We start from the raw sequence: 25,202 nt of genomic DNA on the forward strand, positions 1-25,202 counted from the left end.
AATTGCAAGTCTTTAGGCTCGCAATGTGGATGCCCGTCCGAAACGCGATACTGCTGTGCAGAACGCTTGTTAAGTACGACGACTGTCCGAGAGTAAGCCGCATCACACGAACGGTCAAGACCCTTCGGTCCTGAGTCCGTAGAACGGCTCGAAGAGGCACGCTGATGTACCAGGACGCAGACCGGCGTCGTGACCGGCGCCATCCAGGCAGGGACCGCGGCCTCGACCACGCACTCTCGAGTCGTCGCTCGCTCACCAAACCTCGGACTCTGAGGAGTGCAGGTCGGGCGCGCAGACACGGCGAGGACTGGTGCCACGTCGGCCCGTCTGATCCGAGCTGGGTATGCCCGCGCGCGTCCGTCTGTCGCGTACATCGACAGCGCGTCAGCAGAGAAGTTCGGCGCTACTACCGGAGCGCCAGTCGATTCCTCCTACGTGCGGCGCGGTCGATCGAGCAGGCCTAGCTCCTCGAGATCCCACAGGACCTCGCCCGGCTCTCGCTTCACCAGCACATGCTTGAGAACCCGGCCACTGGCATTTCTCGGCAGCTCTGCCACCACTTCAACGAAACGAGGGACGGCGAAATGAGGAAGCCCGTCAAGCACGTGACTCGCAATGTCCAGCGGCGACAGCTCCAGACCGGACGTCACGACGATGCAGGCCTTGATGGCGTCGTCGACCTCGCCGGCGATCTGCACGGCGTGTACAGCGACGTCCTCGACGGCGGCATGCTTGACGATGACTTGCTCCACCTCGAAGGCTGAGACGTTCTCGCCGCGGCGGCGCATGCTGTCGGACTTGCGTCCGACGAACACGAGATACCCATCGTCATCCATCCGCCCGAGGTCCCCGGTGTGATGCCAGAGGTTGGAGCGGCACTTCAGTGATGCGTCGTCGCGGTTCCAGTACCCGTCGAACATGACACCAGGGAACCTCGGCCGCAGGACGATCTCGCCCACCTCATCAACCGGAAGCTCCTCGTCGAGGTCGTTGACGATGGCGACTTCTGCCCAGGGGTTGGCCCGACCTGCCGTTCCATCCTTCATGTCGTGCACGAGGTTGACCGTGACGCTGGACATCTCGGTCTGTCCGTACGTCTGCGTCAGGAGTGGTACGCCGAACCTCTCCTCGAACGCTCGCCGATCGGCCTCCGCCAACGGTGCCAGCATCATCAAGCGGAGGTTGTGCTCCTTGTCGAGCAAGCTCGGCGGGCGTCGCAGGAGTCCAACCGCGTAGAAGCCGACGCCGAGAAGCACCGTTGCACCGATGGCCCGGCACCGGTCAAGGAACGAGGTACCGGAGAACTTGCGGTCGAAGTGAATGGGGATACTGGCGAGCAGCGCGGCCATCAGCGGGATGAACGACGTCAGGTGGTACAGCGGGCTCACGCTGTAGAAGACGTCGTCGTCGGCCAGGTCGAAAGTGGCGATGCACTGGCGACCGAGATGGTGGAAGTAGCGGTGGCTCAGGACGCAAGCCTTCGGCAGACCAGTCGTTCCGGAGGTGTAGATCAGAGCGGCCGGCTCATCGACGCGTTGAACAGGAAGCTCCGCATCCAGCGTCGATGGGCGGCCAAGCTCCTCGTAGCCCGATTGGTCGATGGACGACAGTAGGTCAGCCTGCTCGAGAAGCACCACATGGTTGACGGCCGGCGTCTCGACCAGGATGGGATCCACGGTCGCCGCGCCCTCCGCATCCATCACCACCATGCTTGCCCCGGAGTCCGCCAACTGGTGTCGAAGTGGATCCCCCTTGAGGAATGCATTCAGTGGGACGATGATCGCGCCAGCACGCCAGCACGCGAACATCAGCTCGACCATGCGGATGGAGCTGCCGCAGAAGAACGCCACCCGATCGCCGGGCTTCACGCCACGTTCGATCAGCCCCTTCGCCTGGTCCGTTGCCTTTGAATCCAAGGCGGCGAACGTGAGGGCTTCGCCCTCGATGACGACGAAGGTTCGGTCGGGCGTGGCTTGCGCGGAACGGCGAAGCATCGTTCCCAGATCGCCCGGCGCATTGCCGACTTCCAGGTAACGCTGACGGAGGTCCGCCTCACCACGCGCCTCTCCTGGCACATCATTGAACATTGGCTCACCTGTCACTGAAGCAGTCATCAACGCTCTCACTTGTCTCGCTATCCGCCGAAGTAGTCACGTACGGGCGGGTTGTGCGCTTCGTCCCAGATGTCGATGATGCGATGAGGTCGCAGTGAGACGACTCGCGATCGCGAGCCCTTGAACCAGTTCGAGACGCCCGAGTTGTAGATCATCGGCGCGAGCTCGTCATCGAGCTCGCGATTCCAGGCTTCACATGCCTCAGGACGCACCTGCATCCACGACCAACCCTGATCGAACATGTGCCTGAGGCACTCCACGATGTACCGGATGTGCATCTCGGCGGTCATCGTTCCAGCGCCTCCGTGGCCGGCGACGGAGTTGGGGCCCCACATCAGGAACAGGTTGGGGCAGTCCGCGAGGGAGTAGCCTCGATATCCCTCGGGGTTCTCGTTGAGACGCTCGCGGATGTCGATCCCGCCCGACCCGCGAATCTCGATCGGCCACATCACCTGGTCTGCGACGAATCCCGTGGCGAACACGAGAGTGTCAGCGGCGATCTCTTGACCATCGACCACGACCGAGTTCGCGTTGACGTGACCGATTCGCGATGTCAGCAACGAGACGTTCGGTCGCTTGAGAGCGTCATACCAGCCGTTGTCGATGATCATTCGCTTCGAGAATGGCGAGTAGTCCGGGGTGACCTTTTCGATCAGGTCAGGCCGATCGGCCAGCTTCGAGTGGATGTAGTCCTCGAGATGACCACGCATGCGCTCGGTGAAGGCGTTGGCCGAGCGGTCCGGCGTCGGCCATTCCGGGTCGATCTTCAGATCGTCGAGCAGGTAGTCGCCCCACTCCCAGAACTGCTGCCACCTCATCAGCGCGCCGTACACCGGAACTTCGTGCAGGAACCAGCTGTCGACATCGTTCAGCTCACGCCCGCGGAGGCGGTGCGTCGTGATCCAGTGCGGTGTCCGTTGGATCACCACCACCTCGGCCGCCGTCTCCGACACCGACGGCAGGATCTGGTTGGCGCTCGCGCCGCCGCCGACCAGCACCACGCGCTTCCCGGCGTAGTCATAGTCCTCGGGCCACTCGCTCGAGTGGAAGATGTCCCCTCGGAAGTTCTCGAGACCCTCGACCTTCGGCATGTTCGGGTGGTGGAACATCGCAAAGGCGCTGATGACCACATTCGCTCGTACGACCTGTTCCGCGCCGTTTCCGTCCGTGTACTCGACGTCCCAGCGATGATCGCTGTCGCTCCATGTCAGACGCGTGACGCAGCTTCGCCCCACGAACTTGTCGTCGTAGCGATCCGCGATGGCCCGAAGATACGACCGCACCGCCGGCAGACCACTGAAGTAATCCGGCCACCCTTCGTCGGGCGTCGGCTGGAACGAGTACGAGTAGAGAAGGCTCGGGGTGTCGACCCGGGCTCCGGGATACGTGTTGGTGTGCCAGACCCCGCCCGGGGCGTCGTTCTTGTCGAGGACGACGAAGTTCTCGACTCCCACCCGCTCCAGCATGGCGGCCGCTGCGATTCCACTCAGTCCTCCGCCGATGACGACGACGGAAAAGTCCGCGGGTGTATCGAGAGGATCGATGTGCTGATCCGAACCAATCCCGGTCTCCCAACGGGCCAGGGAGAGGTACTCAGGCGGAACAGTGCTGCCTGCCCCCTTTTCCATGGCGGCCAGCATCACGTCATCGGACACGTTCTCCACTGCGCCGTTGTCGGGATGCTGCATCAGCAGATCGAGGACGAGCGACTCCAGCTTCTCCCGGTCACGCGGGTCATCCACCACGTCAGGGTCGCGCGCGACGAAGACCGCCAGGCTCGCCAGAACCCTGCGGTCCACTCGCGACAACGCGTACTTCAACTTCTGGATGTGATCGGCTGCCTCCACGGCAGCGACTGCTTCCTGGGCACTCATTCCCATGTCCCTTCCTGAGCGCTCGCCCCTGCGTCATCTCGCAGGGACGCCATGATGTCTTCGGTGTGCTCTCCCGGGAGCGGCGGCGAGGCCGGCTCGCGAACGCCGCTCTGCGAGAACCTCGGCGTCACCGCAGACTGGGTGACCCCGTCGATCGTGACGAGACTCTGCCGATGTTTGATCTGTGGATGCTCGCGCGCCTCGACGTACGAGAGCACTGGGGTGACGCACGCTTCGCGTTCGCGGAAGACCTCAGCCCAGTGGGCCTGCGAGTGCATGCGGAACGCAGCCGCCAGAGCGGCTTTGACTGCGGGCCATGTCGACTCGTCGTACTGACGCTCCACGTCCAGTGGTAGGTCCAGTCCCGAGAGCAGGCTTGCGTAGAAGCTGGGCTCCAGGGCACCGACTGCCATGTGACGACGGTCCGACGTCTCGTAGACCCCGTAGAACGGCGCGCCGCCGTCGAGCAGGTTGGTCCCGCGATCCTCAGTCCACATCGAGGCTGCGCTCAACGCATGCATCGACGTGAGCAGGTGCAGCGATCCGTCGACCATGGAGGCGTCGACCACCTGACCGACCCCGGTCTGCGTGGCCACGTGCAGTGCAGCCAAGACGCCCGCCACCGCGTACATTCCGCCAGCGGCATAGTTGCCGATGAAGTTGACGGGGATCTGTGGACTGGCACCAGCCTCGCCAATCGCATGCAGAACGCCAGATGCTGCGATGAAGTTGATGTCATGGCCGGGCGTCTGCGCATCGGGACCAGATTGACCCCAACCCGTCAGCCGGCCATAGACCAGTCGGTCATTCTGCTCGTGAAGGCTCTCGGGACCGATCCCTAGGCGCTCAGCGACGCCAGGGCGAAATCCTTCGACCACGATGTCGACGTCGCGAGCGAGGCGGCGCACTGCCGCAGAACCTTCGGCCGTCTTGAGGTCCAGCGAGACCGACCGCTTGCCCCTGTTGAGGAGGTCCAGCCGCGGCGGCCCGGGGAAGGCGATCGGCTTGTCCGCGCGGTCCACCCGAATGACATCAGCACCGAGGTCCGCAAGAAGCATCGACGCGAATGCTCCAGCGCCGAGGCAGCCAAGGTCCAGGACTGTCACGCCCTCGAGCGGTCCCATGGAACGCATGGATCTCCTCCTCAACGTCTCATCTTCACTAGAACGACAACACCGCATACTAAACAACTGTTCAACGCAGAACGCGAGTGCCGCTTATCGCCTTCACATAAACATCTGTCGATCGATCCGATATCGCGGCCGACATTGCCGATCGAGATGCCACCTCATGAGGTGCTGCTGCCCCCAACCAAAGGAAATGTGCCGCGCCACGCTCAGGCTTCGCACCTGCACAACGACGGGGCCCAGCCCCACTCCGCGTCGGGCGGACCATCAAGCTTCTCGCCATGACGTGCACTGTAACGCACGTTAAGTCCTTGTGTGGCGCAGCCCACGTTCACCTGAGTGGTCGCGGCGCGTCTGTCAGCGGTGCTCGTATCGCGGTGGTCGCTTCTCGAGGAAGGCTGCTCTCGCCTCGGACTGGTCCCGAGTCGTCGCCGTGAAGATCTGTTGGCGGTTCTCCAGCTCGATCGTCGTCGCAAGTGCTGGCGTCTCCAGGGCGAGCCACATGCCCTGCTTGGTCAGCTCGACGGAGGCTGGCGGGTTGAGAAGGATCTCAGCTGCCTTATCCAGAGCCGCCTGGAGCGCATCCTCGACCACATCCGTGACGAGTCCAATACGCTCAGCTTCCTGCGCATTGAAGCGCCGCCCCGTGAGCATCAGTTCATGGGCTCGGGACGCTCCCACCAGCCGCGGCAACAGCCACGAGACTCCCAGGTCGCACCCCGAGTACCCGGCCCGGATGAACGAGACCGCAAACACCGCGTCCACCGCCGCTACCCGAACATCACTGGCGCAAGCCATCGCCAGCCCCGCGCCTGCGGCGGCTCCGTTCACGGCCGCGATCACGGGCTGTGGCATGGAGTGAATCCGCGAGATGAGGCTCGAGATCTCGCGCTGCCGGTCGAGCATCGCGAGGGGCCGTCCCATGATGGTTTCACGGTCCGGATCTCCGTACCCGCGGAGATCGAGCCCGGCGCAGAACGCCCGGCCCGAGCCAGTCAGGATCACCACGCGCGTGTCTCGGTCGCTCGCGAGGGAATCCAGAGTCGCGAGCAGATCCCGCACGAGATGGACATTGAGCGTGTTGAGGTTCTCCGCGCGGTCGAGCGTCAGGACCACCACTCCGGGCTGCGGGCGATCAAGTCGCACCAGTTCGCTGTCGTTCGGGAGGTTCATCGTCGTTCTCCTGCTCGTGGCGGACGCTCTGCGTCGGTGGACCTCGTCGATCCGCGGACAGTACTCCTTCATGGAACGTACGTTATTTTCGACCAGCGTTCCTGCCCCAGGACCCCTGACTTGTGGCGTACCGACACCTTCCACTGAGGTGGAATGACTTGTAACATACGTTCAACCTGAGAAGCACCGGTGCGACACCCGACCGGTGAGCGAGGAAGGTGCTCAGACATGGCAGACCAAGAGATCAGCATCGTGCGCGTCATCGAGGCGCCCGCTGACGCCGCCTGGGCGGTGGTCTCGAACTTCGGCGGTCTCGCCACATGGAACCCCGAGGCCGTGGACGTCGCCGTCACCGGGGCCGGCACTGAGATGGTGAGACGTGTCAGCGTCACGAACGGGTCCGTGATCGAAGAGCGCCTCACGACTTTTGATTCCGGCGCTCGGCACATGGAGTACGTGGTCAGTGCCACGGAGCCACCATCGCCAGTCGCCGGCATGGTGGCGAGCATCGGCATCCATGAGACGAGCTCGGGGAGAGCCTGCGTGGAGTGGAAGGTGACGTTTCCCCCGTCGTCGCCCCCGAGCACCGAATCACTCGCGGCCGTACGCGAGAGCATCATCCGCCGAATCGGTTACCTGGGCGGCGCGGCGTCAGCGGTCGAGGGTTGATCAGGCGTGGGATTCGTGACTCGCGCATCCGCGACCAATGAGCAGCGGAATCTCAGCTCGACAATGCATCGTGCCGAGCGAGAAGGCGTCGCGCGCGAGCCAGCACTGGTGGATCGACCATGTGTCCGCCCACCGCAGTCGCGCCGTCACCGTCAGCGCTGAGCACTGACCGCGCCCACTGGAGGTCACCCTTCGACGGGGACATCGCGAGGTTGACCACGTCAACCTGAGCCGGGTGGATGCAAAGCTTCGCAGTTGCACCAAGGCGTCGGCCGTGCGCTGCTGCTGCCGCCACCCGGTCGAGATCCTGGATCTCCGTCGACACCCCGTCGATGAGCCCAGGGAGACCCGCGGCCGCGCTTGCGAGCACCAGAAGGGACCTGACGTACATCAGGGCCATGTCGTCGCTCGGGTCGATATCAAGCTCCGCTGCCAGATCGACGTTGCCGAGCGCGAGGCGGACCACTCCGTCCTCCTGCGCGATGCGCGAAGCGTTCGCGACTCCCTTCGACGTCTCGATCAGCGCCACCACGGAGAGCTGGCCACCCGAGATCTCCCGAACACGCGCGATGTCTTCGACCCGTTCCGACTTCGGAAGCATGACGGCAGCAACATGACTCGCAATGGCAGCCACGTCGCTCTCGAACTCGCGGGACCCCGAAGCGTTCACTCGCACGATGGCTGGCCCGTTGGTCGCGAGCCAGTTCGCCACCTCAGCACGGGCCAGGGCCTTGCGGTCCGGAGCCACGGCATCCTCAAGGTCCAAGATCACAGCATCTGCACCCGATGCCAGGGCCTTGGCGAACCTGTCAGGGCGGTCACCCGGAACGAAGAGGAACGAGCGAGCGAGATCAATCATCGCGTCCTACCTTTCATGCATTATTCTGAGTTTCATGCATGATCCTCTCACGCGCCGCACCCCGCGCGCGCCCGACCCGATCCCCGACGTCACCGCCCTGCCCCTCACGGGGATCACGGTCGTCTCCTGCGAACAGGCTGTCGCCGCGCCGTTCGCGACGCGACAGCTCGCGGATCTCGGCGCCCGCGTGATCAAGATCGAGCGGCCCGGCCAAGGCGACTTCGCCCGCGACTACGACACGACTGTTCGGGGAATGTCGAGCCACTTCGTCTGGCTCAACCGATCGAAGGAGAGCATTGCCCTGGACTTGAAGGATCCGGCCTCTCGGCCCGTGATGGACGCCCTCCTGGCTCGAGCTGACGTGTTCGTCCAGAACCTCGCCCCCGGCGCGGCGGAGCGGCTGAACCTCGGAGCCTCGGAGCTCCGGAGGCGAGACTCCCACCTCATCACGTGCGCCATCAGTGGGTATGGGTCCTCGGGTCCACTGCGCGACGCCAAGGCCTACGACCTCCTCATCCAGTCCGAAGCGGGGCTGGTCGCCATCACCGGCACGGAGGACGAGCCGGCGAAGGCAGGCATCCCGGCTGCCGACATCTCTGCTGGCATGTATGCGTTCTCGGGGATCCTGACGGCCCTGTACGACCGCGAACGCACCGGCCGCGGCCGTGCTGTGGAGGTCAGCCTGTTCGATTCACTAGTCGAGTGGATGGGATATCCGTTGCTCTACGCGGAGCACGGTGGCGCCGCACCTCGCCGTACCGGCACGAGCCACGCTGCGATCGCTCCGTACGGGACCTACCGAGCCGGAGACAGTACCGCCGTCGTTCTCGCCGTTCAGAATGAACGCGAATGGGATCGCTTCTGCGCGATCGTGCTGGACGACTCCTCCTTGGCTCATGACCCACGGTTCCGCACCGGATCGCTTCGGGTGGAGAACCGCGGCTCACTCGATGAGCTGATCGGAAATCGACTTGCCCTACTGACCGGTGAGCAGCTTCAAGAACGACTCGTCCGGGCGGAGATCGCGCATGGGCGGCAGCGAGAGCTCCACGATGTTCTCGTGCATCCACAGCTCGCAAGCCGGGAGCGTTGGCGTTTTGTGGACTCCCCCGTCGGTCCCGTCCGCACCACGCTCCCCCCGACCATCTTGAGTGGCATCGAACCGCGCATGGGTGCGATACCGGGCGTCGGAGACCACACATCTGCGATTCTCGCGGAACTCGGTCTTGGCGAGGTCGGCGACGACGATCGCTGCCCTCGCGCATGACTGCCGCACGCTTCGGCCGAGACTCCCGAACGCGTCGGTAGGCTGGCCCGACTGATCTCCCACGTATCGGAGCACCACGTGCCTTCGCCTCAGACGCCCCGCACGAAGCGCGACGACATCGTCGACGCGCTTCGACACATGATCTTCTCGGGCGACCTCAAGCGCGGAGATCGGTTGCGACAGGATGCGTTGGCCGACCACTTCGGAACGAGCATCACGCCGGTCCGGGAGGCTCTGCGAGTTCTCGAGTCCGACGGCCTTGCGATCTCCGAGCCCCACCGCGGTGTCCGCGTGGCTGCCTTGGACATGGCTCGCCTCGAGGCGATCTACGTGATGCGCCGATTGGTGGAGTCATATGCCATGCAACGTGCGTCCCTGCGAATCTCGGAGCTGGAGCTTCGGGCCGCCGAAGACTTCATCAACGAGCTCGAGAACGCGACAGCCGCTGGGGACGCCCCCGGAGCGCGCCGCCTGAACCGCGCCTTTCACTTCTACCTCTACGACCGGTGCGGCCTCCCGACCCTGGTCGACCAGATCACCGTTCTCTGGAATGCGTTCCCGTGGGACCTCATCCTGAGCTCTCCGCAACGCTCGAGCGTCTCGCAGCGAGAGCATCGAGAGATTCTTCGGGCGATGCGTTCGGGCGATCTCGAGGACGTCGCTCGAACCACCGAGCACCACATCGCGCAGGGCTTCGCAGCAGCCACGGCGCCGCTGGGCGGCAGCGTCACCAGCGACCCTTTCGACCTCACCTGATTCGTCCGACTTTGATGCTCCCGGGCCAAAGGTTGCTCGGGACCTGAGGTTCGATGCGGAATAGCGTCGCACCTGTTGCCTCAAAGTCTTCGGACGTTCCCGACCTGAAAGCAGCGCTCTCCAAGAAGCAGATCGAACCGGACGCGTTCCCCCGGTTCCAAGCGGGGACGCTTAGTGCTGACGACGGCGCGCCACCGCACGGGGACGTCGACATCGCCGCAGCGGTCCACTGCATCTAGCCGCGGACGGGGACGGGCCCCGCACCCAGGAGTACAGGGCCCCGTGAGACCGCAGACGACCTGTGGGCCGTTGAGGAGCCGGCTGAGCCTCGCTCAACTCACGCGGTCAACCAAGGTGGCGAGCCCCGGCCCCGACAACTCGTCGAGTGCGGCGGGCCTTCCGGCGATCGCCATCAGGAGGGACTCGCCCGGACCGGTGACCTCGTCACCAGGCCCGCGCGCCCAGTCGTGATCGTTCGCCACCAGTCGCAGGCCACGAGCGTTCCGCTTCGCCGGCAGCGTCGGAGCCTTCAGCGCGAAGTTCAGTGCCGGCAGCAACCGCTCTGCGGGGATCTCCCTGGGTCGGTCGAGTGCGCGTCGGATGTCCTGCTGATGGATCAGTCCGTCGGTCAGGGCGATGGCACCTTTCATGGCCGAGGTCAGCCCGCGCGGAGTCTCGCAGCGTCGGACGAGCTCGATCACCTCATCGTCGGAGAGGCTGGCGTGTCGGGCTACGGCCCACGCGTTGACCGAGTCGACCCGAAGACCGCCGCGGATGAAGGCCATCGGGAGCCCGGACCAGCCCAGGTCGTCGTAGCTCACGACGTGAATGGCGACCTCGCGGACCGACCAGCCGTCGCACAGCGACGGACGGTCCCATTCGCTATCGTCCAGCTCCTGCAGGAGTTGCACCAAGCTGGCTCGCTCGCTCTTGGCCAGCGCCGACATGTCGTCGGTCATAACTGTCCCTCTCAGCGAGCCTCGGACTCACCTGAGAATCGTCGCATCACTGAGCCTTCAACGGCAGGCGATCGGTAATCGGGAGTCGTCGTGGGCGTCTGTCGAGGTGTGTGGCACCACCGGGCGCCGCGCTCCAATCGAGGCGACGTCGACACCAAGAAGCTCAGTGTCGCCCGTCCGCCCCAAAACATCACCCTGCGCACGACGATTCCTCACCCCGCTTCCGCATTCGATCTCCAGACATGCTTTAGAGCAGTGCCGCTCCCTTGCGGCGCCGAGCTAGACCACGTCGCTAGACCTACACGTAGAAGTGATCCTCACCGGCCTCCAACGCCCTGATCGCGCACGAGTAGCTACGCGAGATGTGGGCAAAATGTGGGCACGAAAGTGCTTCGCCGCTCGAGGCAAACAGGTGCTACGCCCCGCGCTCGCAGCAAATTTCGACGGCCACTGTTCTTCAATGGCGGTGGGACTGCAGCCCATTTCCACCAACGAGAAGACCCCCGAAAACACTGCAATTGCAGTGATTTCCGGGGGTCTTCGTCACGCGGTGGCGGTGGGATTTGAACTCGTTCTTAGCAGTTCTCTGACCTGCGGCGATGCCCGATATCCCCTGTAATTACAGTGATTCCTCATCACATCGTCGGTGTTCGTTTCACGTCGGATCACAGACAAATGTGGGCAAAATGTGGGCACGGATCGGCTGGAGCACGCGTCAGCGGGCTACTCAACATCCTGCTGCCTACCAGTCTCGGAAGCCGACCGACGGAGGAAGCTCTGGTGCAGGTGGTCGCAACTCTGAGTCCCGTCAGTGGGATGCAATGACCTGATCGACAACGCCGTTGGGCGCAGACGGGCGGATCTTCAATGTGGGGACGTATCGGGGCCGGTAGTCGTTGTCTTCCTCGCTGGGATCACTGTCGTCCCACTCATAGGCAGTGATCCTCAGGGTGTTACAGAGCCTGGCCACCAGGACGGCGATCGCGAACGGGCACCGAAGCATGACGTGGACTTCCGCGTTGGCGTTGGACGCAGAAACTTCTCGGAGGTGGTAGGCCGCTTCGGCAGCGAGGGCTCCGGCGACGCCGGGATCAAGGAGTTCATCGCTGACCGGGCGAAGATGACGCCAAGCGGAGAGGGATTCGCCGCGCTCTCCGAGGTACCTGTCGAAAGCGGCACCGCTCTCCATCGAAAGTAGGTCGAGGTAGACAGCGACTTTCGGCCTGCCATCAGACTTGTGAGCGGGGTTCGCGCCGCTGTCCCTGATCTTGAGATAGGCGGGGTGCGGAAGAGTTGCTTCGCCGGCTCCGACCCACTTCTCGCCACTCTGGTCCACGACTTCCAGGTCACCGACCCTCGAAGACGGGAGCGCCGCTCCAAGTGCGAATGCGACAGAGAGGTGCGCGCCACCACTGATCTGCACACGCGTTGCCGAAGATCTGGTCACCGCGTCGGGGAGAAACCGGAGGACGTCCGCAAAGTCGGTCAGGCCTGGAACGCTAGGGAGGCGCTCATGAATGCTCGGACGCACTCGGATATCGAGTTCGCTACCGGTGCGGTCATAGACCTGCGGGGTGTTGCGTGTCTGGAGGCTGATGCTGAAGGTGTCGCCGCTGGCGTTCATTTCGCGTTGAGCAGCGATGCGGTGGAAGACGAGCCGTCCCACGAGCTCGATCAAACCCTCCCGATCCGTAGCCGATTGATCTACACCTGAGAGCGTTCCAGCGGGCTTTGCGAGAACTCGGTCTGGAGCCTTGTAATCCAGTCGTCCTGGTTCTCGCTCAATTCCGTTAGCTATGCCGAGCACGAACTGGGGTTGCTCGGAATGAATCTGGATGAGCCGGGGGGACTCGGTGAAGCGCACAATTTCGCTCTCTGCGACTTCGGGCGTGATGACAAGGACGGCGCCCGACAGCCCCGCGTCCATAGCTTGGACGAGGCGCTTCTCAGTATCACCGGGCGGAAGGTCGTCTCGATCGCGCCAGACGGGGATCCCCGCCGCCCGTAGGAGCCACGCGAGTTCGACAGCGATCTCGGAGCCGTCGCTCTGTCGGTACGAGATGAATACCGGGTCTGTCGGGTTGAGACTCATGTCGACTCCTGCTCGGCTGATGTCGGGAGGTTGCCCGTATGTCGGATGACGCAGAACCGAGGTTTAACGGCGACGATTCGACGCGCGTCGAGTACATATCCGGCTTCGGTACGTCGGAGCACGATCGACGTGGGGTTTGGTGTCAACGGATGGCGCATGGAGATGTAGGCGAGCGAGGCGAGGTCGGTAGGACTGGGGCCGACGTCACTCGGATGGCTGTGCCAGTCCCCGAGGTAGCCGATGCGCGGATCGTCGCGGCGGGCTGCGCGGACGGTCGCTTGCGTCGCGCCCTGCGGAATGCGGTAGTGGTGGCTGCCTCGGTCGCTGGTCGGAATCTCGATTGCTGACGTCACCCAGGGCTCACCCGTTGCGTGGACGCCGACGAGAATGCCGCCGGTCTCCAGCGGGTAGGACTTTTGAGCAGCTCGGGTCATCGCCATAACCGCCGATTCGACTATCAGGAGCTTCGGGTCCGTCATATGGCGTCGCCGCCGTTGGTCCCGGGACTGTCGAGGGTGCCCGGGCGGTGAAACGGAGCCGTCATGGCACGGAGGACAATGATCCGCTCGTCCGACCTTTCGCGGCGACCTGTCATGTAGTCGACGGCAGCGTGGGCGATGTCAGCAGCGGCCGCGAGGACACTAGTCGGCGGGGCGTTGTTGACCGGTGCCGTGCACCCGAGTTCAAGAAACCCTGAAGGCTCCGTCAGGTCCTCCGGCGGAAGTTTTAGGTAAGCGGGGTTAGCAGGACGTGCAGCGATGAGGGTGTCACCTTTGCCCTGACGCTGAACTCGCGCCAATGCGCCCTGATGAAAGAGTGCGCCAACGATGAGCGGCCTGTCTGTGCGGCGGCAGACTTCCGCCAATGTCGCGGTGACGTGGAAAATCCCGGTGCAGTCAATGACGAGGTCGACGCCCTCGAGAGCAGTCATCAAGCTGGTGGCGCCACCGGGAAGATTGTCGCCCGAAGTGACAGTGACCCACGGCGCGTGATCCTCCGCAGCGACGCTGACGCCAACGACTTTCCGGTATCCGACGGCATAGGTCGGGGCTACATGCCGGACCAGGTTGGCCGAGGTGAGGTCGTCGTCGTCATGGATGCGTAGGTTGCGCACCCCACTGCTTGCGAGGGCGACAGCCACATGCCCCCCGACAGAGCCCGCCCCTGCGATGAGAACGGTCTTGCCGGCGAGAAGATCGGAATCGGGGCCTGAGCGACGTCTTCGTGCGGTGACGTCGTTCGCGGACGCCGCCATGGCTTCCGCTTGAAGTTCGTCGCCCGCGCCGGCGATCAGCACTGCGACTGCATCGTGTTCCTTGTCGTGGCGGGGCCAGCCCAACACGATGAAGTCATAGCCGCCGCTCACCTCAGCGGCACCTACAGCGGCTCGGTTCGCCAAGCCTTGGGCGAGATCGGCGGATTGCTTTTTGGTGAGCGCCCGCGCGATGTCATCGAAGTGGCGCGGCACCGGCCCAATGTTGTTTCGCAGGTAGAAGGCTCCCTGAAGCGTCTCGCCCTCCTCGGACGAGGCGTCATTCTTGGGGGAGATGAGGAGGGTGCGACCCTGCTTCGAGGCAACGAGCGGGGTCTTGAAACCATTGGTTCCCTGCTCAACGAGATCGTTGAAGGGGAGTTCCGACCGCCACGCGGAGCGGTTGTCAAAGAGGACGTAGGCGTCCAGGGCGCGATCCTCGGTTCGAAATCCTTGCCTTGCTGCGGCGGCCCACTCATCGAGTCGCCTCCATAGCTGGCCTATGTCGCGACCCGCGACCTGTGCTGGATCGTCCTCCGCCCAGAGGCAGATCGTGCCGTCTGCGGCGTGATCTGCACGCAGGCCATCGACGATGACGTGCGCATAGCGGAGCGGCCACCCTTGGTAAAAGACGATGCGCATGTTGGTCGCCTGGGTCAGTGGGCGCATGCTTTCGCGCAACGGGCCGGTCCAAGTCGCCTGCGAGCTACCAGGCTTCGGCGAGAACCCTTCTCGCACTAGCGCAGCACAGAACCGTTCGAAAGCCGCATCATCATATGTGTCCATGGCGCCGGAATAACCGAATCAGGCGAAGCCGCGAGGATCGTTGCTGCCAACTGATCCCACGGCCGTGACGGCTCCGATGGCGAAACCGGCTGCGTCGCAACCGTCAGGCAACGGGAGTACCGGACCACGGTCATTCGTGCCGAGAATGTCTCGCCAGATTTTGGCGGCCCGGCACTTGCTGGATTCGAGGGCTTCGCGCCCCTGACGCGCAAGATCTTCGAGGCGCCATGCCGCGCCGTTCCACTGATCGGACGACAGTTCGGGCTGCATTCTTGTCCCGAATACCGGGTCGGCAAGACCCGTTTCCACGGCGCTCCGGAATTCGGCGGCAACTGCGTCGAAGGTGCTGATGAGCAGTTCAGCGTAGCTATCGCCGAGCACATCGCTGCTGTTCCACGCGTGGAAGCTAGCAACCTCGAATGCGAGGCCACCCGGACGAGCGTCGCCCAAATGAACATGGCGAACCTGACGCATCAGACGCACCACCGGTCGGTACGCGTTCGTTCCGGCGACGATCGGGGTCGCTGCGCTGACAGCGAGAGCATTCGTTTCGGTCGCGAACTGGACGGGGTTCGTCTGAATCCAGCGACTTTCGTCGGCCCGCCACAGATCTCGATCCCGGTTGGGGATACCCCAATGTCCGCTATCGCCCCACCTCACTGCAGGGACAGCGTCGACGCTGAACTGTTGATCTGCCGGCAGGTTCGGATTCGCGAAGTCGACCTTCAAGCTGCGGGGTTGTTCGGTGACCCGTCCGCCCGCTTCGATGTCTCCGTACTGATTGACCAAGACATTTCGGACCTGCTCGTAGATGATCTCCGGGTCGTGACGATTGGTGCGATTCTGCAACCGAAGGAAAATGTCAACGTCCTTGCCCGGGTACCGGGCAGTCTGGCGTGCGTAGGAGCCGATGAGGACAGAGTCGACTCCCCATTCCTTCAAGGTGGTGTCGGACTCGAGCAACTTGCGAACTTCGATGTGAGCTTCTTGCGCCCGTTTGGCCTTCTCGCCGTGCAGGGTGACGTTCCGAACAGCGTCCTCAAATTGCTGATGGAGTGTTTCCACGTCTCTCCCTTTCCTAGGCTCTTTCCAGACCGCGGTTCGAGACTAGTCATCGCGACCGACAACGCTGCCGGTCTGCTCCAAGAAGTTCCGTCAAGTCAACCGACCACGGTGGTGTCATCACTCGAACAATCCCGGCGTCACTCGCATCGGGGCGGACACCTTCGCTCCCTCGCATACGGATGACGACATTGTCATCCGGTCCACGCGAGATCCGCACGCACCGCACGGATCGATCCCCGAAACCACCGAGTAAGTCCGCTTCGCACCCGCGACCAGGTCGGGTGAGCCTGCGCCAGTGGATGATCGCCCGGTGGACTACACCGCGTTCTTCTCCGCATCCGTTGGTCTGGTGGTAGCCATCGTGATTGCTCTCGCGGCTCAAGGACTTGCGACAGGAACCACAAAGAAGGAGCGCGAAGCAGCGTTGCGCGAAAACTGCCTGGTCCTAGCGTCTGCGTCCGTCGCCGCCACGTTTTCCATGGTTGGTTTGGTTTCTGCTTCACATGACCCGACCATCGCTCTCCTCGTGGCCGGCGGCTTGACCCTTTCGTGGTCGGCGCTGATGGCGTCCTACTTCCTCTCTGCGCGTCAGCAGGTCGGCAAGTCAAAGTTGAAGCGAAAGTCCACGCGGAAGTACGTCATCGGTGGCCTCGCCGTTGGGGTCGGCACACCTATGGCTGTTTTCATTACCGCTGCATTCCTCACAGTCTTGGAAGCTGCCTGAACTGCGCCCAGCTCGAGTTCCCGCCACTTCTCGACGTTGCGAAAGTTACGAAATGGTTTACGATAGTTTCGTAACTAGGAGTCAACCATGACAGTACAGCCGCTCGAGCAACAGACCTACCTGCCCGACGACGCCAACGACGTCGCCGAGGTCCTGAGCTTCATCAATCGCCTCGAAGCCAAGACTGGAACCACGCCCGCGCCCCGCTACCTCATCAGCGGCCCCGGCGAGCACGAGCAAGTTGAGATCCCAGAGCACGCCTACCAGATCCTTCACCAGGTACTTCAGGCGATGCAGCGCGGGAAGGCGGTAACGGTCGCCCCGCAAAACACGGTCCTGACCACGCAGCAGGCCGCGGATCTACTCGGCGTCAGCCGGCCCACGGTCGTGAAGCTCCTCGATGCCGGACAGATCCCGTACGAGACTCCCGGCAAGCGTCGCCGGCTGGTCAAGCTTGACGATGTGCTCGCATACCGCGCGGTTCGTCGAGAGGCGCAGTACCAAGCGCTCATGGACACCGCAGCGGATTACGACGACACCGAGTCTGCCGAAGTGATGGCGTCGCGCTTGAAGAAGGTTCGCTCCGAACTGGGTGCCGCTCGCCGGGCAACCGCTCAGGCCACCAGCGCAGACTGAGCTTTGCCGATGTCAGGATGGACGTATGTTCGCGGCCGTCCTCGACACCTGCGTCCTCTGGCCGAGCCTGCAGCGCGACTTCCTGCTCTCGCTGGCGATCGAAGGTCTCTATCGGCCGCTGTGGAGCGAAGCGATCCTTGAGGAACTGCAGCGTCATGAGCAGCTGAAGCTGGTCGATCGCGGTATCGGCGAGACGGACGCTGCAGCTAAGGCCGACTTCCTGCTCGATCAGATGCGCTCCGCCTTTGGTGACGCGATCGTTCACGACTGGGAGGCTCTCGAAGGGTCGTTCGGCCTGCCCGACATCGACGACGAGCATGTCCTTGCCGCAGCCGTCGTCGGAGGCGCCGGAGCAATCGTCACCGAGAACTTCAAGGACTTCCCGTCCGATGCGGTGCCGTCCACGATCCAGATCATCAGCGCCCGTCACTTCGCCGCCGACGCCGTTGACGTGAACCCCGCAAGCGCCCTCCGCGCCCTCCGCCAGTTGTCCTCCCGTCACACCCGGACCCCGCACACCCCTGCAGAGATCCTCGACATCCTCGTCGCCCGCTACGGGATGAATGAGGTCGATGAGATCCTGCGTCCGCTCGTCGACTGACTTCTACCTGTCGAGCCCTGAATCCGCTCAGGGTCACACGAAGGCAGCGCCTCCCCCATGAAGTTTTATGGCGATCGAAGAAGATGCGGCTCGAGCGGTGTCAAGACCTTCTCTCCTGGCGCGTCCCACTGGCCTCGAAGAGTGCGTCGGCCGGCCCCGTGATGACACCTCGGATCCAGAGGTTCAGCAGCACGCTCGTGATCGCGGCCCACAGGCACCAGAGCGAGACAACGGCAGTCTGGTCGATCCAGACGAGCAGGGCGACCACCACGAGGTTGAGGGCGGCGAACCACTGTAGGCCAGTTGCTCGAGAGGCGAAGCCTGGAGCGCACGCGGCCACCACGTAGGCGAGGAAGGCGAGTTCGCCCATGGGCGCGCCGATGGAGTAGGCGATGTGATGGTGGTCGATCTCGGCCGAGACGCCGTCGGCCATTCCGATCCCGCCGAGTGCGGCAGCGATGACGCCGGCACCGACAAACGCGCGGTCGAGGAGCCTCGATCTTCCGGTGCCGAGGCGAAGGAAGGCGTAGGGGACCAGGATCGGGACGATGATGATGGCGATGAGGAGGTAGGTCCACGTCGCTACGTCACCAATCGAATCTGACACGTGGCCTTCGAGCTGCCACCAGACAAGGGTCTCGACCAGCTGGTGGGCGCCAAAGGCGAGCGGCAGGGTCGCGAGTGCGAGTTGATCTCGGCGCTTCACATGGCGCAACGCGTCGACTCCAACCGCTGTGATCAGCGTGCCGGCCACCAGATCCATCTCAGCCGAGAAGCACATTCAGTTGCCTTCCTCATGTTCCATGATTGGTTCGATTCCCGCCGGCGAGTGGGCTTGCCGTGGCCCGCAGGGGCTGGACGTCGTCGTTGCGCTCGAGGTGGCGGTCCTGAGCGTGCTCGGGACCGCCACCTCGGGCGCACCAAGGCCGTTACACGACCTTCGAAGGTGACCAGACGTCGCTACTGATCGGCGCGGTGTGCGCCAGTGACTGATGCGGCGGGGACCCGCTTGCGCCAGTCGATCGCGACGAGAGCAAGCCCGGTGGCCAGAAGCGCCAGCGCCAGTACCGCAGCGGTCGTCGCCCACGAGGACAGGCCGGTTGCCGGCAGATGATCGACCGCGGAGACGACGGATGAGTCATTCGCGGAGCCGGACCCGGAGTTCATGCCTCCGTCGTCACCGGGTGTCACGGGTGGGCCGGCGGTGGCATTGGCGAAGGTCACCGTGGTGCCACCGCTCAGGACCACAGCGTCAGATGCGCGGAAGGTGGCGTAGTGCTGGCACTCCCGCCCTTGGATAGTGTGCGGACTCTGGTTCCAGTGGAGCGCGAGCGGAGAAGCCACGTTCACCTCGAGGTCCACGCTCACCACCGCGACGTCGTCGTTGGTGACGCACAGGGTGACCGTCCGCGTCTGGTCGGGTTCACCGAGGATCGTCAGCTGCCCGTCGACCAGTTCCGCACCCTCGACGCCGGGGCAGATCTCGATGATCGGATCTCCGTCGACCTGGACAGCGATCGGCTGGTTGAAGATGTTCGTCTCCACCGCGACCTCGGCCGTGGCGCCCGTCGCGAGCGGCGCGGCGGGCCCGCTGACCGTCAGCTCGGGCGCTGCTGGGGCTTTCGCGAGGAGGTCGAGCTGAGCGGTGTCGTCGAGTGTCTCGGCGCAGGCGGCGGTCAGGTCGTCGTCGATGGTCCCATTGGCGATGTACTCGGCCTCCGAGACGCACCAGACGAGCGTCTGAAGCGCGGCTCGTTCGCTGCTGGTGCCGTCAGCCCTGGCGACCTGCGTGCCTCCCCAGTGGAACGGGCTCTCGAGATCGGTCACGTTGTAGGAGTAGCCGTTCTGGATCAGATAGCTGATCTGTCGCGTTTGGGACTCGGAGAGCCGGGGGTTGCCCTCCAGCGTCTCCAGCTGTCCGACCGGCGTGCCGTAGTGCGAGAGATTTCCGTCGACGTCGCTGCGGGCGCACGCCTCAGACAGGTAGTCGGTGCAGAACATCCATTCGGTCACTGGACCACCGGTGACGGCGTCGTACCTGACGGTGCACATCGGCACGAACGGGAACTCCCCGGCTCCTTCGTAGTCGTAGAGCACCACGGTGAGCCCGGCGTTGTACTTGTCCAGCCGGCCGGCGCCGACCGACGTCAAGTCACTGACGGGTCCCGCAGCCGCAGCCGGATCGAGGTTCGTCTCGCCGTCGCACGTAGCGGCGAACTGGGTCGCGGGCACGGGAGGCACGTCGGCGGCGGCGGACGACACTGCGCTCGCGGCCCCCAGGAGAACCGTCGGCACGACGATCGCGGCGAGCATCAGCCTCCGGATCACGTACCGATGGGGGGATGTGGTCATACGCATGAGAATTCCTTGCTTCGTGTGGCGGCCTGACACGAGTCGATCTCGACCGCGCTCCGATGCCATCGCTGGATATGTCGCAACGAGCCATGTGAGCTCGCCAAGTTACTCTAACAGACGGTAGAGCAATATCGGAGGCGTCTACTCCGTCCGGGACTGCATCAGGTAGGCGGCCCCACCTTCGAACATGGTGTGGTCGCGTCGCGCCTCGATGAACTGGTCGACCAGGGCTGCTGCGTCTGCGAATCGACCGGCGAGCGCCAGGCGCATCATCTCGACCTGCAGCTGTTCCTGTTCGACCATGTAGGCCAGGAACTCGTCACCCTGGCGTGGACCCCTCAGGCGCAGTCGGTCCAGTTCTCGGGCGTACTTGAGCGTCTCCGGCTGGGCGTACGTGAGGAATGGCTTGAGGATGAATCCCGGTGCGCGACTTGAGATCGCTCCGCGGATCCTGGTCCGGAGGCGGGGATCCGGGTTCATCCCCCACCGCAGCGCGGCCTCTCGGTAACGAGGAGCGTTGAACTGCTCGAGGCGGACGTAGCTCGCCCAGAAGACTCCGTCGGGCATCGTGGTTCGTCGCTTGGCGATGCCGGTGGTCGTGCTCAGGGCCCACGCTCGATTGGCTTGCTCGTGACGAAAGCCGCGCTTGAATTCTGGGGACAGTCCTGTGGCGGAACCGGCCGAGGCGGTCACTGATCCCGTCGAGGCGGGGTTCAGGGCGTCGGCCACCTCGAGCGCCGCGCGCTCACCGGCCTGGATGGCGCCCTCGAAGTATCCGGCGTGGTCGTCAGCCGACTCGGTCCCGGCCCAGTGGACGTGGCCTTCCGCCCTGGCGGTGACCGGCATGATCCCGGCTGTCGTGCCCGGCTCCGGGATCGACATGTATCCGCCGCCCGCGAACGGGTCGATGTGCCATGACTTCTCGTGCCAGCTCACCGGACTGAGCACGTCAACGCCGAAGTGCGGCGCGAGCGGCCCGAGCAGGAGCCTTCGGCGTTCCTCGGGTTCGAGGTCGTCCAACGCTCGCGCTTCGGGGCCGGAGACCAGGGTGCACAGGTGCCCGGGTCCACCGGGAGCAGTGGTGTCGAAGAACGCTCGCCCCGGGTTGTCCAGGACGAGCGCCTCGGCGCGGCCCGCGTCTCTCCAGAAGGGACGGTCGTAGACGGCGATGGCCTTGTAGACCGTGCCCATGTAGCTGTCACGCTCTGCTGACTGTCGTTGCGACGACAGAGGCGGGTGATGCTCGATCCGGGCAGCGATCGGCGGAGGCGCTGTGACGATGACCTTCGAGCAGTCGAGCTCCCAACCGCCGGCGTGGATCGTCACCCCGGCTTCGTCGCGGGAGATCACCGTCACAGGCATACCCGTGAGGACGCGATCTCCGAGCTCGGCCGCGAGTCGATCGACGATCCCGCCGATGCCTTCGACCAGCAGCGAGTCCTGCGCTCCACCGGTCGTCGACAACATCGTGCGCACCCCACCTTGCTGGCGAATCATGCGCGTCGCAGCGTGAATCGAGTAGCGGTCCACATCGGCGGTCCACGAGGTCAGGGCGATCACCTCGAGCAGGCGGCGCGAGGTTCGACCGGGCACTCGCCGCAGCCAGTCGGCCAGGGTCGTGTGGTTCCACCGTGCCGTTCGTCCGATGCGGGCCAACAGGGCCAGGCCCACCAGGGCCGTGGCGGCCGGCAGGATCGAGATCGACCCGATGAACTTCGAGCGGCCACCCACGATGACCATGGGCACTGGCGGGCTGTACATCTGGTATTGCTGCAGGTTCAGCTCGGCGGCGAGTGCCATGAGGCGGTGGTGATCGGCTCCGATCCACTGGCCCCCAAGATCGAGGCGCGATCCAAGCGTCGACGTCTCGGTGAGGGCGCGTCCACCGATGCGATCGGAAGCCTCCACGACCATCACGTCGATTCCGCGTCGGACCAGCTCACGCGCGGCGATCAGTCCGGAAACTCCTGCACCGACCACGATCACCGTCGCGCCCATGCTCGGGCCTGCGGGGGTCGCGCTGTCCGATGGTGTTGTGCTCGCCATGAAGAACCTTTCGAGATCAGACGGAGGAGATGAACTGATGGGTCAGCCGTGTCGCATGAGGCGCCGGCTCAGGGCCATGCCCAGCCGGCCGTACGGGGGCTGCGCCAGGCGGAGCGTGTCGGGCCGCAGTGGCTTGTCGAGCACTGGCTTGATGTGTGAGAAGGCCTGCCACGAGTAGGCGCCGTGGTACGAACCGATGCCGCTGGCGCCGACTCCGCCGAACGGCAGGCCTGTCGCCGCGACCTGGATGATCGCGGCGTTGTGCACCAGCGCCCCCGACGAGGTCTCCTCCTCGAACAGGCGACGGGTCCGACCCGAGGAGCTGAACACGTACAGGGCCAGAGGCTTGTCCCAGCCATTGACCACGGCGACCGCCTCGCGGGGGTCAGCGACCGGAAGGATCGGCAGGATCGGTCCGAAGATCTCCTCGCGCATCATCGGGTGATCGGCCCGCGGGCCCACCGCGGGATGAGGGGACTCGGGGAGAACGACGACCCTGGGTGCGATGTAGCGGCTGGGACGGTCCACATCCCCGCCGATGACCGCCTCGTCGCGATCGATCAGCGCTGCGAGGCGATCGAAGTTCCGCTGGTCGACGATCCGCCCGTAGTCGTCGCTCTGTCTGGGATCGGCGCCCCACAGATCGGCAATCGCATCGCGCAGTGCTGCCACCAGCGCGGGGACTCGGTCCGGCGTCGTCATGACGTAGTCCGGCGCCACGCAGGTCTGGCCCGCGTTGGAGAACTTCGCCCACGCGAGACGTCGAGCGGCCCGGTGCAGGTTGTCGTCGTCATCGAACCACGCAGGTGACTTGCCGCCGAGCTCGAGCGTCACCGGCGTCAGATGCTCGGCGGCTGCGCGCATCACGATGCGACCGACCGGCCCGCTGCCCGTGAAGACGATGTGGTCGAACCTCTGCTTGAGCAGCTCCGTGGTTTCGGGGACACCTCCTTCGACCGCTCGTACCACGCCGTCGGGGAAGTACTTCGACACGAGCAGCGCCATGAGTCTCGACGTGGCCGGAGTGAGCTCACTCGGCTTCAGAACCGCTGTGTTCCCGGCCGCCAAGATGCCGACCAGTGGCGCGAGCAGGAGCTGGACTGGGTAGTTCCACGGTGCGATGACCAGCACGACGCCCAGCGGCTCCGCCTTCAGCGACGCCCGCGCCGGCCTCAGGCTGAGGGGCAACGGCCCGCGCTGCGGGCGCATCCAACGCCGCAGGTGCCTCAGAGTGTGGTTGATCTCCGCGATGACGACGTTGATCTCAGCGGTCTGGGCTTCGCCCGGACCCTTGCGCAGGTCACTCCACAGCGCGAGCTCGACGTCGCGCTGATTCTCCAGCAGCATCGTGCGAAGCGCCCGCAAGGAGCCCAAGCGCGAGTCCACCGAGCGAGTGACGCCGGACTCGAAGAGTTGCCGAGCGTCGTCCACGACCGCCGGGATGGCGCGGGAAGCGGTCGTGCGCATTCGGTTGTCCTCATCGTCGAATCGGTGCCGCGCGTCCTCCCAGCCACGGCCCAAGCTCAACGGCCATCCCCGTTGATATACCGAATGTTAGATCTACTTGCTCGCGCTGTCCAGCCACGGGGGCCGAGATAGGCTGCGGGACGCACACGTGAGCGCCAGCGGAGAGGAACGCATGAGCGACGAACGCCCGGATGGCCGAGCCCTGCGCTACCAGCACCGCAAGGGTGAGATCCTCGAGAAGGTTCTCCAGTACCTCCTCGACGAGGGCCTCGACGGGCTGTCGTTCCGAAAGATGGCAACCGCGGTCGGCATCTCGCACGTCACCCTCCGGCATCACTTCGGCACGAAGGACGAGATGCTCCTCGAGGTCTTCGACCTCATCCGCGCCCGCGAGCCGGTGCCCGATGAGCTGCCCCAGGACATGTCCATCGAGGACGTGGTCCATGGGCTGTGGTCTTGGTGGACCGAACCGTCCAACTTGCGATACCTCAGCCTGATGTTCTCCGCCTACGGACTCGCGCTCCAGAAACCCCAGACCTACGACGGCTTTCTGCAGAGCACCATCCCTCACTGGATCGAGGACACCCGCCGCATCGGACTGGCAGCCGGGTGCCCCCCGGACCAGGTCGACGCGTACGCCACCCTCCTCGTGGCCCAGCTGCGCGGACTCCTCCTCGACCTACTGAGCACAGGCGACGAACCCCGGATCAATGACGCGCTGGCTCTCCTGACCGAGAACCTGCGCATCACACGGCTGACCTGGCAGGCCTGAGACCCCCGAGCAACAAGCCGACGCGTCGTCTACCAGTCGGCGAACCGAGGACCAGTCGCCGGCCGCGGCAATCGTCAGCTCCGCCTCAGACCGACACGACCTCCGAACCTCATTCGACTCGTGCCGCTGATCGCTGCGGCATCGCCGGAAAGCACGATGCGCTGGGGATGTGGGCAAAATGTGGGCACGAAGTCTGATGGCCGTTCGGCAGATCGGCGCCGTTTGCACTGTGGTTGCGGGCGATTCCGATAGGCCCATTTCCCTCATGGCGGTGGGATTGCAGCCCACAACCACAAACGAGAGAACCCCCGAAAACACTGCAATTGCAGTCGTTCTCGGGGGTTCTCGTCACGCGGTGGCGGTGGGACTTGAACTCGTTCTTGATGATCCTGTGACCTGCGGCGATGCCCGAGAACGACTGCAATTACAGTGATTGTGCCTCACTGGGATGTTGTCCGTTTCACTCCAGATCACGGTGAAATGTGGGCAAATTGTGGGCACGGAACTACCACTCACAATGGGCGATCACGGCCTATCTCCCGATGAGGGCAGCTCGTCGATCCCCTGCCGCCGAGCCTTGTCCTACCCATCAGTCGAGCCCCCCGCAG

21 protein-coding genes are annotated in these 25,202 nt (G+C 64.4%); 7 read left to right on the top strand and 14 right to left on the bottom strand.

The genetic code is table 11. From position 1 onward, the window contains the following. Positions 1–431: 431 nt before the first annotated feature. The 4 genes from LO931_RS06525 to LO931_RS06540 form a co-directional block, all read right to left on the bottom strand. Complete coding sequence (locus LO931_RS06525; protein WP_229052473.1) at positions 432–2,087, bottom strand: class I adenylate-forming enzyme family protein; 1,656 nt, start codon at positions 2,085–2,087, stop codon at positions 432–434. A 47-nt stretch (positions 2,088–2,134) separates the two neighbouring features. Continuing rightward, positions 2,135–3,994 carry an NAD(P)/FAD-dependent oxidoreductase gene (locus LO931_RS06530; protein ID WP_229052474.1) on the bottom strand — a complete coding sequence of 620 codons (1,860 nt, stop codon included), beginning with the start codon at positions 3,992–3,994 and terminating at the stop codon, positions 2,135–2,137. After that, positions 3,985–5,121 (bottom strand): CaiB/BaiF CoA-transferase family protein, encoded by a 1,137-nt coding sequence (locus LO931_RS06535; RefSeq protein WP_229052475.1) that lies wholly within the window; start codon positions 5,119–5,121, stop codon positions 3,985–3,987. Before LO931_RS06535 ends, LO931_RS06530 begins: the two co-directional genes overlap by 10 nt. A 351-nt stretch (positions 5,122–5,472) precedes the next feature. After that, entirely contained in the window at positions 5,473–6,288 is an 816-nt protein-coding gene (locus LO931_RS06540; protein WP_229052476.1) for an enoyl-CoA hydratase/isomerase family protein, read from the bottom strand. 228 nt (positions 6,289–6,516) lie between these two features. Here LO931_RS06540 and LO931_RS06545 point away from each other — a divergent pair, with 228 nt between their 5' ends. Beyond that, entirely contained in the window at positions 6,517–6,957 is a 441-nt protein-coding gene (locus LO931_RS06545; protein WP_229052477.1) for an SRPBCC family protein, read from the top strand. Positions 6,958–7,009: 52 nt separating this feature from the next. Here the strand turns inward: LO931_RS06545 and LO931_RS06550 are convergent, their stop codons facing one another. Then, positions 7,010–7,816 carry a CoA ester lyase gene (locus tag LO931_RS06550; protein ID WP_229052478.1) on the bottom strand — a complete coding sequence of 269 codons (807 nt, stop codon included), beginning with the start codon at positions 7,814–7,816 and terminating at the stop codon, positions 7,010–7,012. Between the two features lie 34 nt (positions 7,817–7,850). On the opposite strand from LO931_RS06550, the gene LO931_RS06555 reads away from it, so the two are divergent. Beyond that, positions 7,851–9,083 carry a CaiB/BaiF CoA-transferase family protein gene (locus LO931_RS06555; RefSeq protein ID WP_229052479.1) on the top strand — a complete coding sequence of 411 codons (1,233 nt, stop codon included), beginning with the start codon at positions 7,851–7,853 and terminating at the stop codon, positions 9,081–9,083. 78 nt (positions 9,084–9,161) lie between these two features. Continuing rightward, complete coding sequence (locus LO931_RS06560) at positions 9,162–9,839, top strand: GntR family transcriptional regulator (RefSeq protein WP_255657767.1); 678 nt, start codon at positions 9,162–9,164, stop codon at positions 9,837–9,839. 332 nt (positions 9,840–10,171) lie between these two features. Here the strand turns inward: LO931_RS06560 and LO931_RS06565 are convergent, their stop codons facing one another. The 5 genes from LO931_RS06565 to LO931_RS06585 all read right to left on the bottom strand — a co-directional run bounded on the left by LO931_RS06565 (position 10,172) and on the right by LO931_RS06585 (position 15,993). Then, entirely contained in the window at positions 10,172–10,798 is a 627-nt protein-coding gene (locus LO931_RS06565; protein WP_229052481.1) for a maleylpyruvate isomerase family mycothiol-dependent enzyme, read from the bottom strand. Between the two features lie 808 nt (positions 10,799–11,606). Beyond that, positions 11,607–12,890 (bottom strand): SAVED domain-containing protein, encoded by a 1,284-nt coding sequence (locus LO931_RS06570; protein ID WP_229052482.1) that lies wholly within the window; start codon positions 12,888–12,890, stop codon positions 11,607–11,609. Beyond that, positions 12,887–13,369 carry a Mov34/MPN/PAD-1 family protein gene (locus tag LO931_RS06575; protein ID WP_229052483.1) on the bottom strand — a complete coding sequence of 161 codons (483 nt, stop codon included), beginning with the start codon at positions 13,367–13,369 and terminating at the stop codon, positions 12,887–12,889. Before LO931_RS06575 ends, LO931_RS06570 begins: the two co-directional genes overlap by 4 nt. Then, entirely contained in the window at positions 13,366–14,784 is a 1,419-nt protein-coding gene (locus LO931_RS06580; RefSeq protein WP_229052484.1) for a ThiF family adenylyltransferase, read from the bottom strand. The genes LO931_RS06575 and LO931_RS06580 overlap by 4 nt, the downstream gene beginning before the upstream one ends. A 162-nt stretch (positions 14,785–14,946) precedes the next feature. After that, positions 14,947–15,993, bottom strand: a complete 1,047-nt coding sequence (locus tag LO931_RS06585) for a nucleotidyltransferase (RefSeq protein ID WP_229052485.1) — start codon at positions 15,991–15,993, stop codon at positions 14,947–14,949. A 310-nt stretch (positions 15,994–16,303) separates the two neighbouring features. On the opposite strand from LO931_RS06585, the gene LO931_RS06590 reads away from it, so the two are divergent. The 3 genes from LO931_RS06590 to LO931_RS06600 all read left to right on the top strand — a co-directional run bounded on the left by LO931_RS06590 (position 16,304) and on the right by LO931_RS06600 (position 17,954). Continuing rightward, positions 16,304–16,717: a hypothetical protein gene (locus LO931_RS06590; RefSeq protein WP_229052486.1), complete on the top strand. Its 414-nt coding sequence runs from the start codon at positions 16,304–16,306 to the stop codon at positions 16,715–16,717. An 87-nt stretch (positions 16,718–16,804) separates the two neighbouring features. Beyond that, the gene (locus LO931_RS06595; RefSeq protein ID WP_229052487.1) at positions 16,805–17,353 is read left to right on the top strand and encodes an excisionase family DNA-binding protein; all 549 of its coding nucleotides are present in this window, start codon (positions 16,805–16,807) and stop codon (positions 17,351–17,353) included. A gap of 25 nt (positions 17,354–17,378) precedes the next feature. Continuing rightward, positions 17,379–17,954, top strand: coding sequence for a PIN domain-containing protein (locus LO931_RS06600; protein ID WP_229052488.1), 576 nt, complete (start codon positions 17,379–17,381; stop codon positions 17,952–17,954). A gap of 100 nt (positions 17,955–18,054) precedes the next feature. Here LO931_RS06600 and LO931_RS06605 read toward each other — a convergent pair whose 3' ends face one another. The 4 genes from LO931_RS06605 to LO931_RS06620 all read right to left on the bottom strand — a co-directional run bounded on the left by LO931_RS06605 (position 18,055) and on the right by LO931_RS06620 (position 23,822). Beyond that, positions 18,055–18,735, bottom strand: a complete 681-nt coding sequence (locus LO931_RS06605; protein WP_370636077.1) for a DUF6629 family protein — start codon at positions 18,733–18,735, stop codon at positions 18,055–18,057. Between the two features lie 179 nt (positions 18,736–18,914). Next, positions 18,915–20,267 (bottom strand): hypothetical protein, encoded by a 1,353-nt coding sequence (locus LO931_RS06610; RefSeq protein WP_229052490.1) that lies wholly within the window; start codon positions 20,265–20,267, stop codon positions 18,915–18,917. Positions 20,268–20,450: 183 nt separating this feature from the next. Further along, a complete protein-coding gene (locus LO931_RS06615; RefSeq protein ID WP_229052491.1) occupies positions 20,451–22,307 on the bottom strand; it encodes an FAD-dependent oxidoreductase in 1,857 nt (618 codons plus the stop codon). 90 nt (positions 22,308–22,397) lie between these two features. Continuing rightward, positions 22,398–23,822: an aldehyde dehydrogenase family protein gene (locus tag LO931_RS06620; RefSeq protein WP_229052492.1), complete on the bottom strand. Its 1,425-nt coding sequence runs from the start codon at positions 23,820–23,822 to the stop codon at positions 22,398–22,400. Positions 23,823–23,994: 172 nt separating this feature from the next. On the opposite strand from LO931_RS06620, the gene LO931_RS06625 reads away from it, so the two are divergent. Next, a complete protein-coding gene (locus tag LO931_RS06625; protein WP_229052493.1) occupies positions 23,995–24,594 on the top strand; it encodes a TetR/AcrR family transcriptional regulator in 600 nt (199 codons plus the stop codon). Positions 24,595–25,202 lie beyond the last annotated feature (608 nt).

The organism is Aeromicrobium sp. Leaf350 (assembly GCF_916858655.1).
Classification (GTDB): Bacteria; Actinomycetota; Actinomycetes; order Propionibacteriales; family Nocardioidaceae; genus Aeromicrobium.

Excerpts from the sequence above, each read along its gene's own strand:
- LO931_RS06600 (WP_229052488.1), top strand. The coding sequence starts at position 17,379 with ATGTTCGCGGCCGTCCTCGACACCTGCGTCCTCTGGCCGAGCCTGCAG.
- LO931_RS06620 (WP_229052492.1), bottom strand. The coding sequence starts at position 23,822 with ATGCGCACGACCGCTTCCCGCGCCATCCCGGCGGTCGTGGACGACGCT.
- LO931_RS06605 (WP_370636077.1), bottom strand. The coding sequence starts at position 18,735 with ATGTGCTTCTCGGCTGAGATGGATCTGGTGGCCGGCACGCTGATCACA.
- LO931_RS06610 (WP_229052490.1), bottom strand. The coding sequence starts at position 20,267 with ATGCTCGCCGCGATCGTCGTGCCGACGGTTCTCCTGGGGGCCGCGAGC.
- LO931_RS06615 (WP_229052491.1), bottom strand. The coding sequence starts at position 22,307 with ATGGGCGCGACGGTGATCGTGGTCGGTGCAGGAGTTTCCGGACTGATC.
- LO931_RS06555 (WP_229052479.1), top strand. The coding sequence starts at position 7,851 with ATGCATGATCCTCTCACGCGCCGCACCCCGCGCGCGCCCGACCCGATC.
- LO931_RS06545 (WP_229052477.1), top strand. The coding sequence starts at position 6,517 with ATGGCAGACCAAGAGATCAGCATCGTGCGCGTCATCGAGGCGCCCGCT.
- LO931_RS06595 (WP_229052487.1), top strand. The coding sequence starts at position 16,805 with ATGACAGTACAGCCGCTCGAGCAACAGACCTACCTGCCCGACGACGCC.
- LO931_RS06580 (WP_229052484.1), bottom strand. The coding sequence starts at position 14,784 with ATGCGCATCGTCTTTTACCAAGGGTGGCCGCTCCGCTATGCGCACGTC.
- LO931_RS06565 (WP_229052481.1), bottom strand. The coding sequence starts at position 10,798 with ATGACCGACGACATGTCGGCGCTGGCCAAGAGCGAGCGAGCCAGCTTG.
- LO931_RS06540 (WP_229052476.1), bottom strand. The coding sequence starts at position 6,288 with ATGAACCTCCCGAACGACAGCGAACTGGTGCGACTTGATCGCCCGCAG.
- LO931_RS06525 (WP_229052473.1), bottom strand. The coding sequence starts at position 2,087 with ATGTTCAATGATGTGCCAGGAGAGGCGCGTGGTGAGGCGGACCTCCGT.
- LO931_RS06575 (WP_229052483.1), bottom strand. The coding sequence starts at position 13,369 with ATGACGGACCCGAAGCTCCTGATAGTCGAATCGGCGGTTATGGCGATG.
- LO931_RS06535 (WP_229052475.1), bottom strand. The coding sequence starts at position 5,121 with ATGCGTTCCATGGGACCGCTCGAGGGCGTGACAGTCCTGGACCTTGGC.
- LO931_RS06550 (WP_229052478.1), bottom strand. The coding sequence starts at position 7,816 with ATGATTGATCTCGCTCGCTCGTTCCTCTTCGTTCCGGGTGACCGCCCT.
- LO931_RS06625 (WP_229052493.1), top strand. The coding sequence starts at position 23,995 with ATGAGCGACGAACGCCCGGATGGCCGAGCCCTGCGCTACCAGCACCGC.
- LO931_RS06530 (WP_229052474.1), bottom strand. The coding sequence starts at position 3,994 with ATGGGAATGAGTGCCCAGGAAGCAGTCGCTGCCGTGGAGGCAGCCGAT.
- LO931_RS06570 (WP_229052482.1), bottom strand. The coding sequence starts at position 12,890 with ATGAGTCTCAACCCGACAGACCCGGTATTCATCTCGTACCGACAGAGC.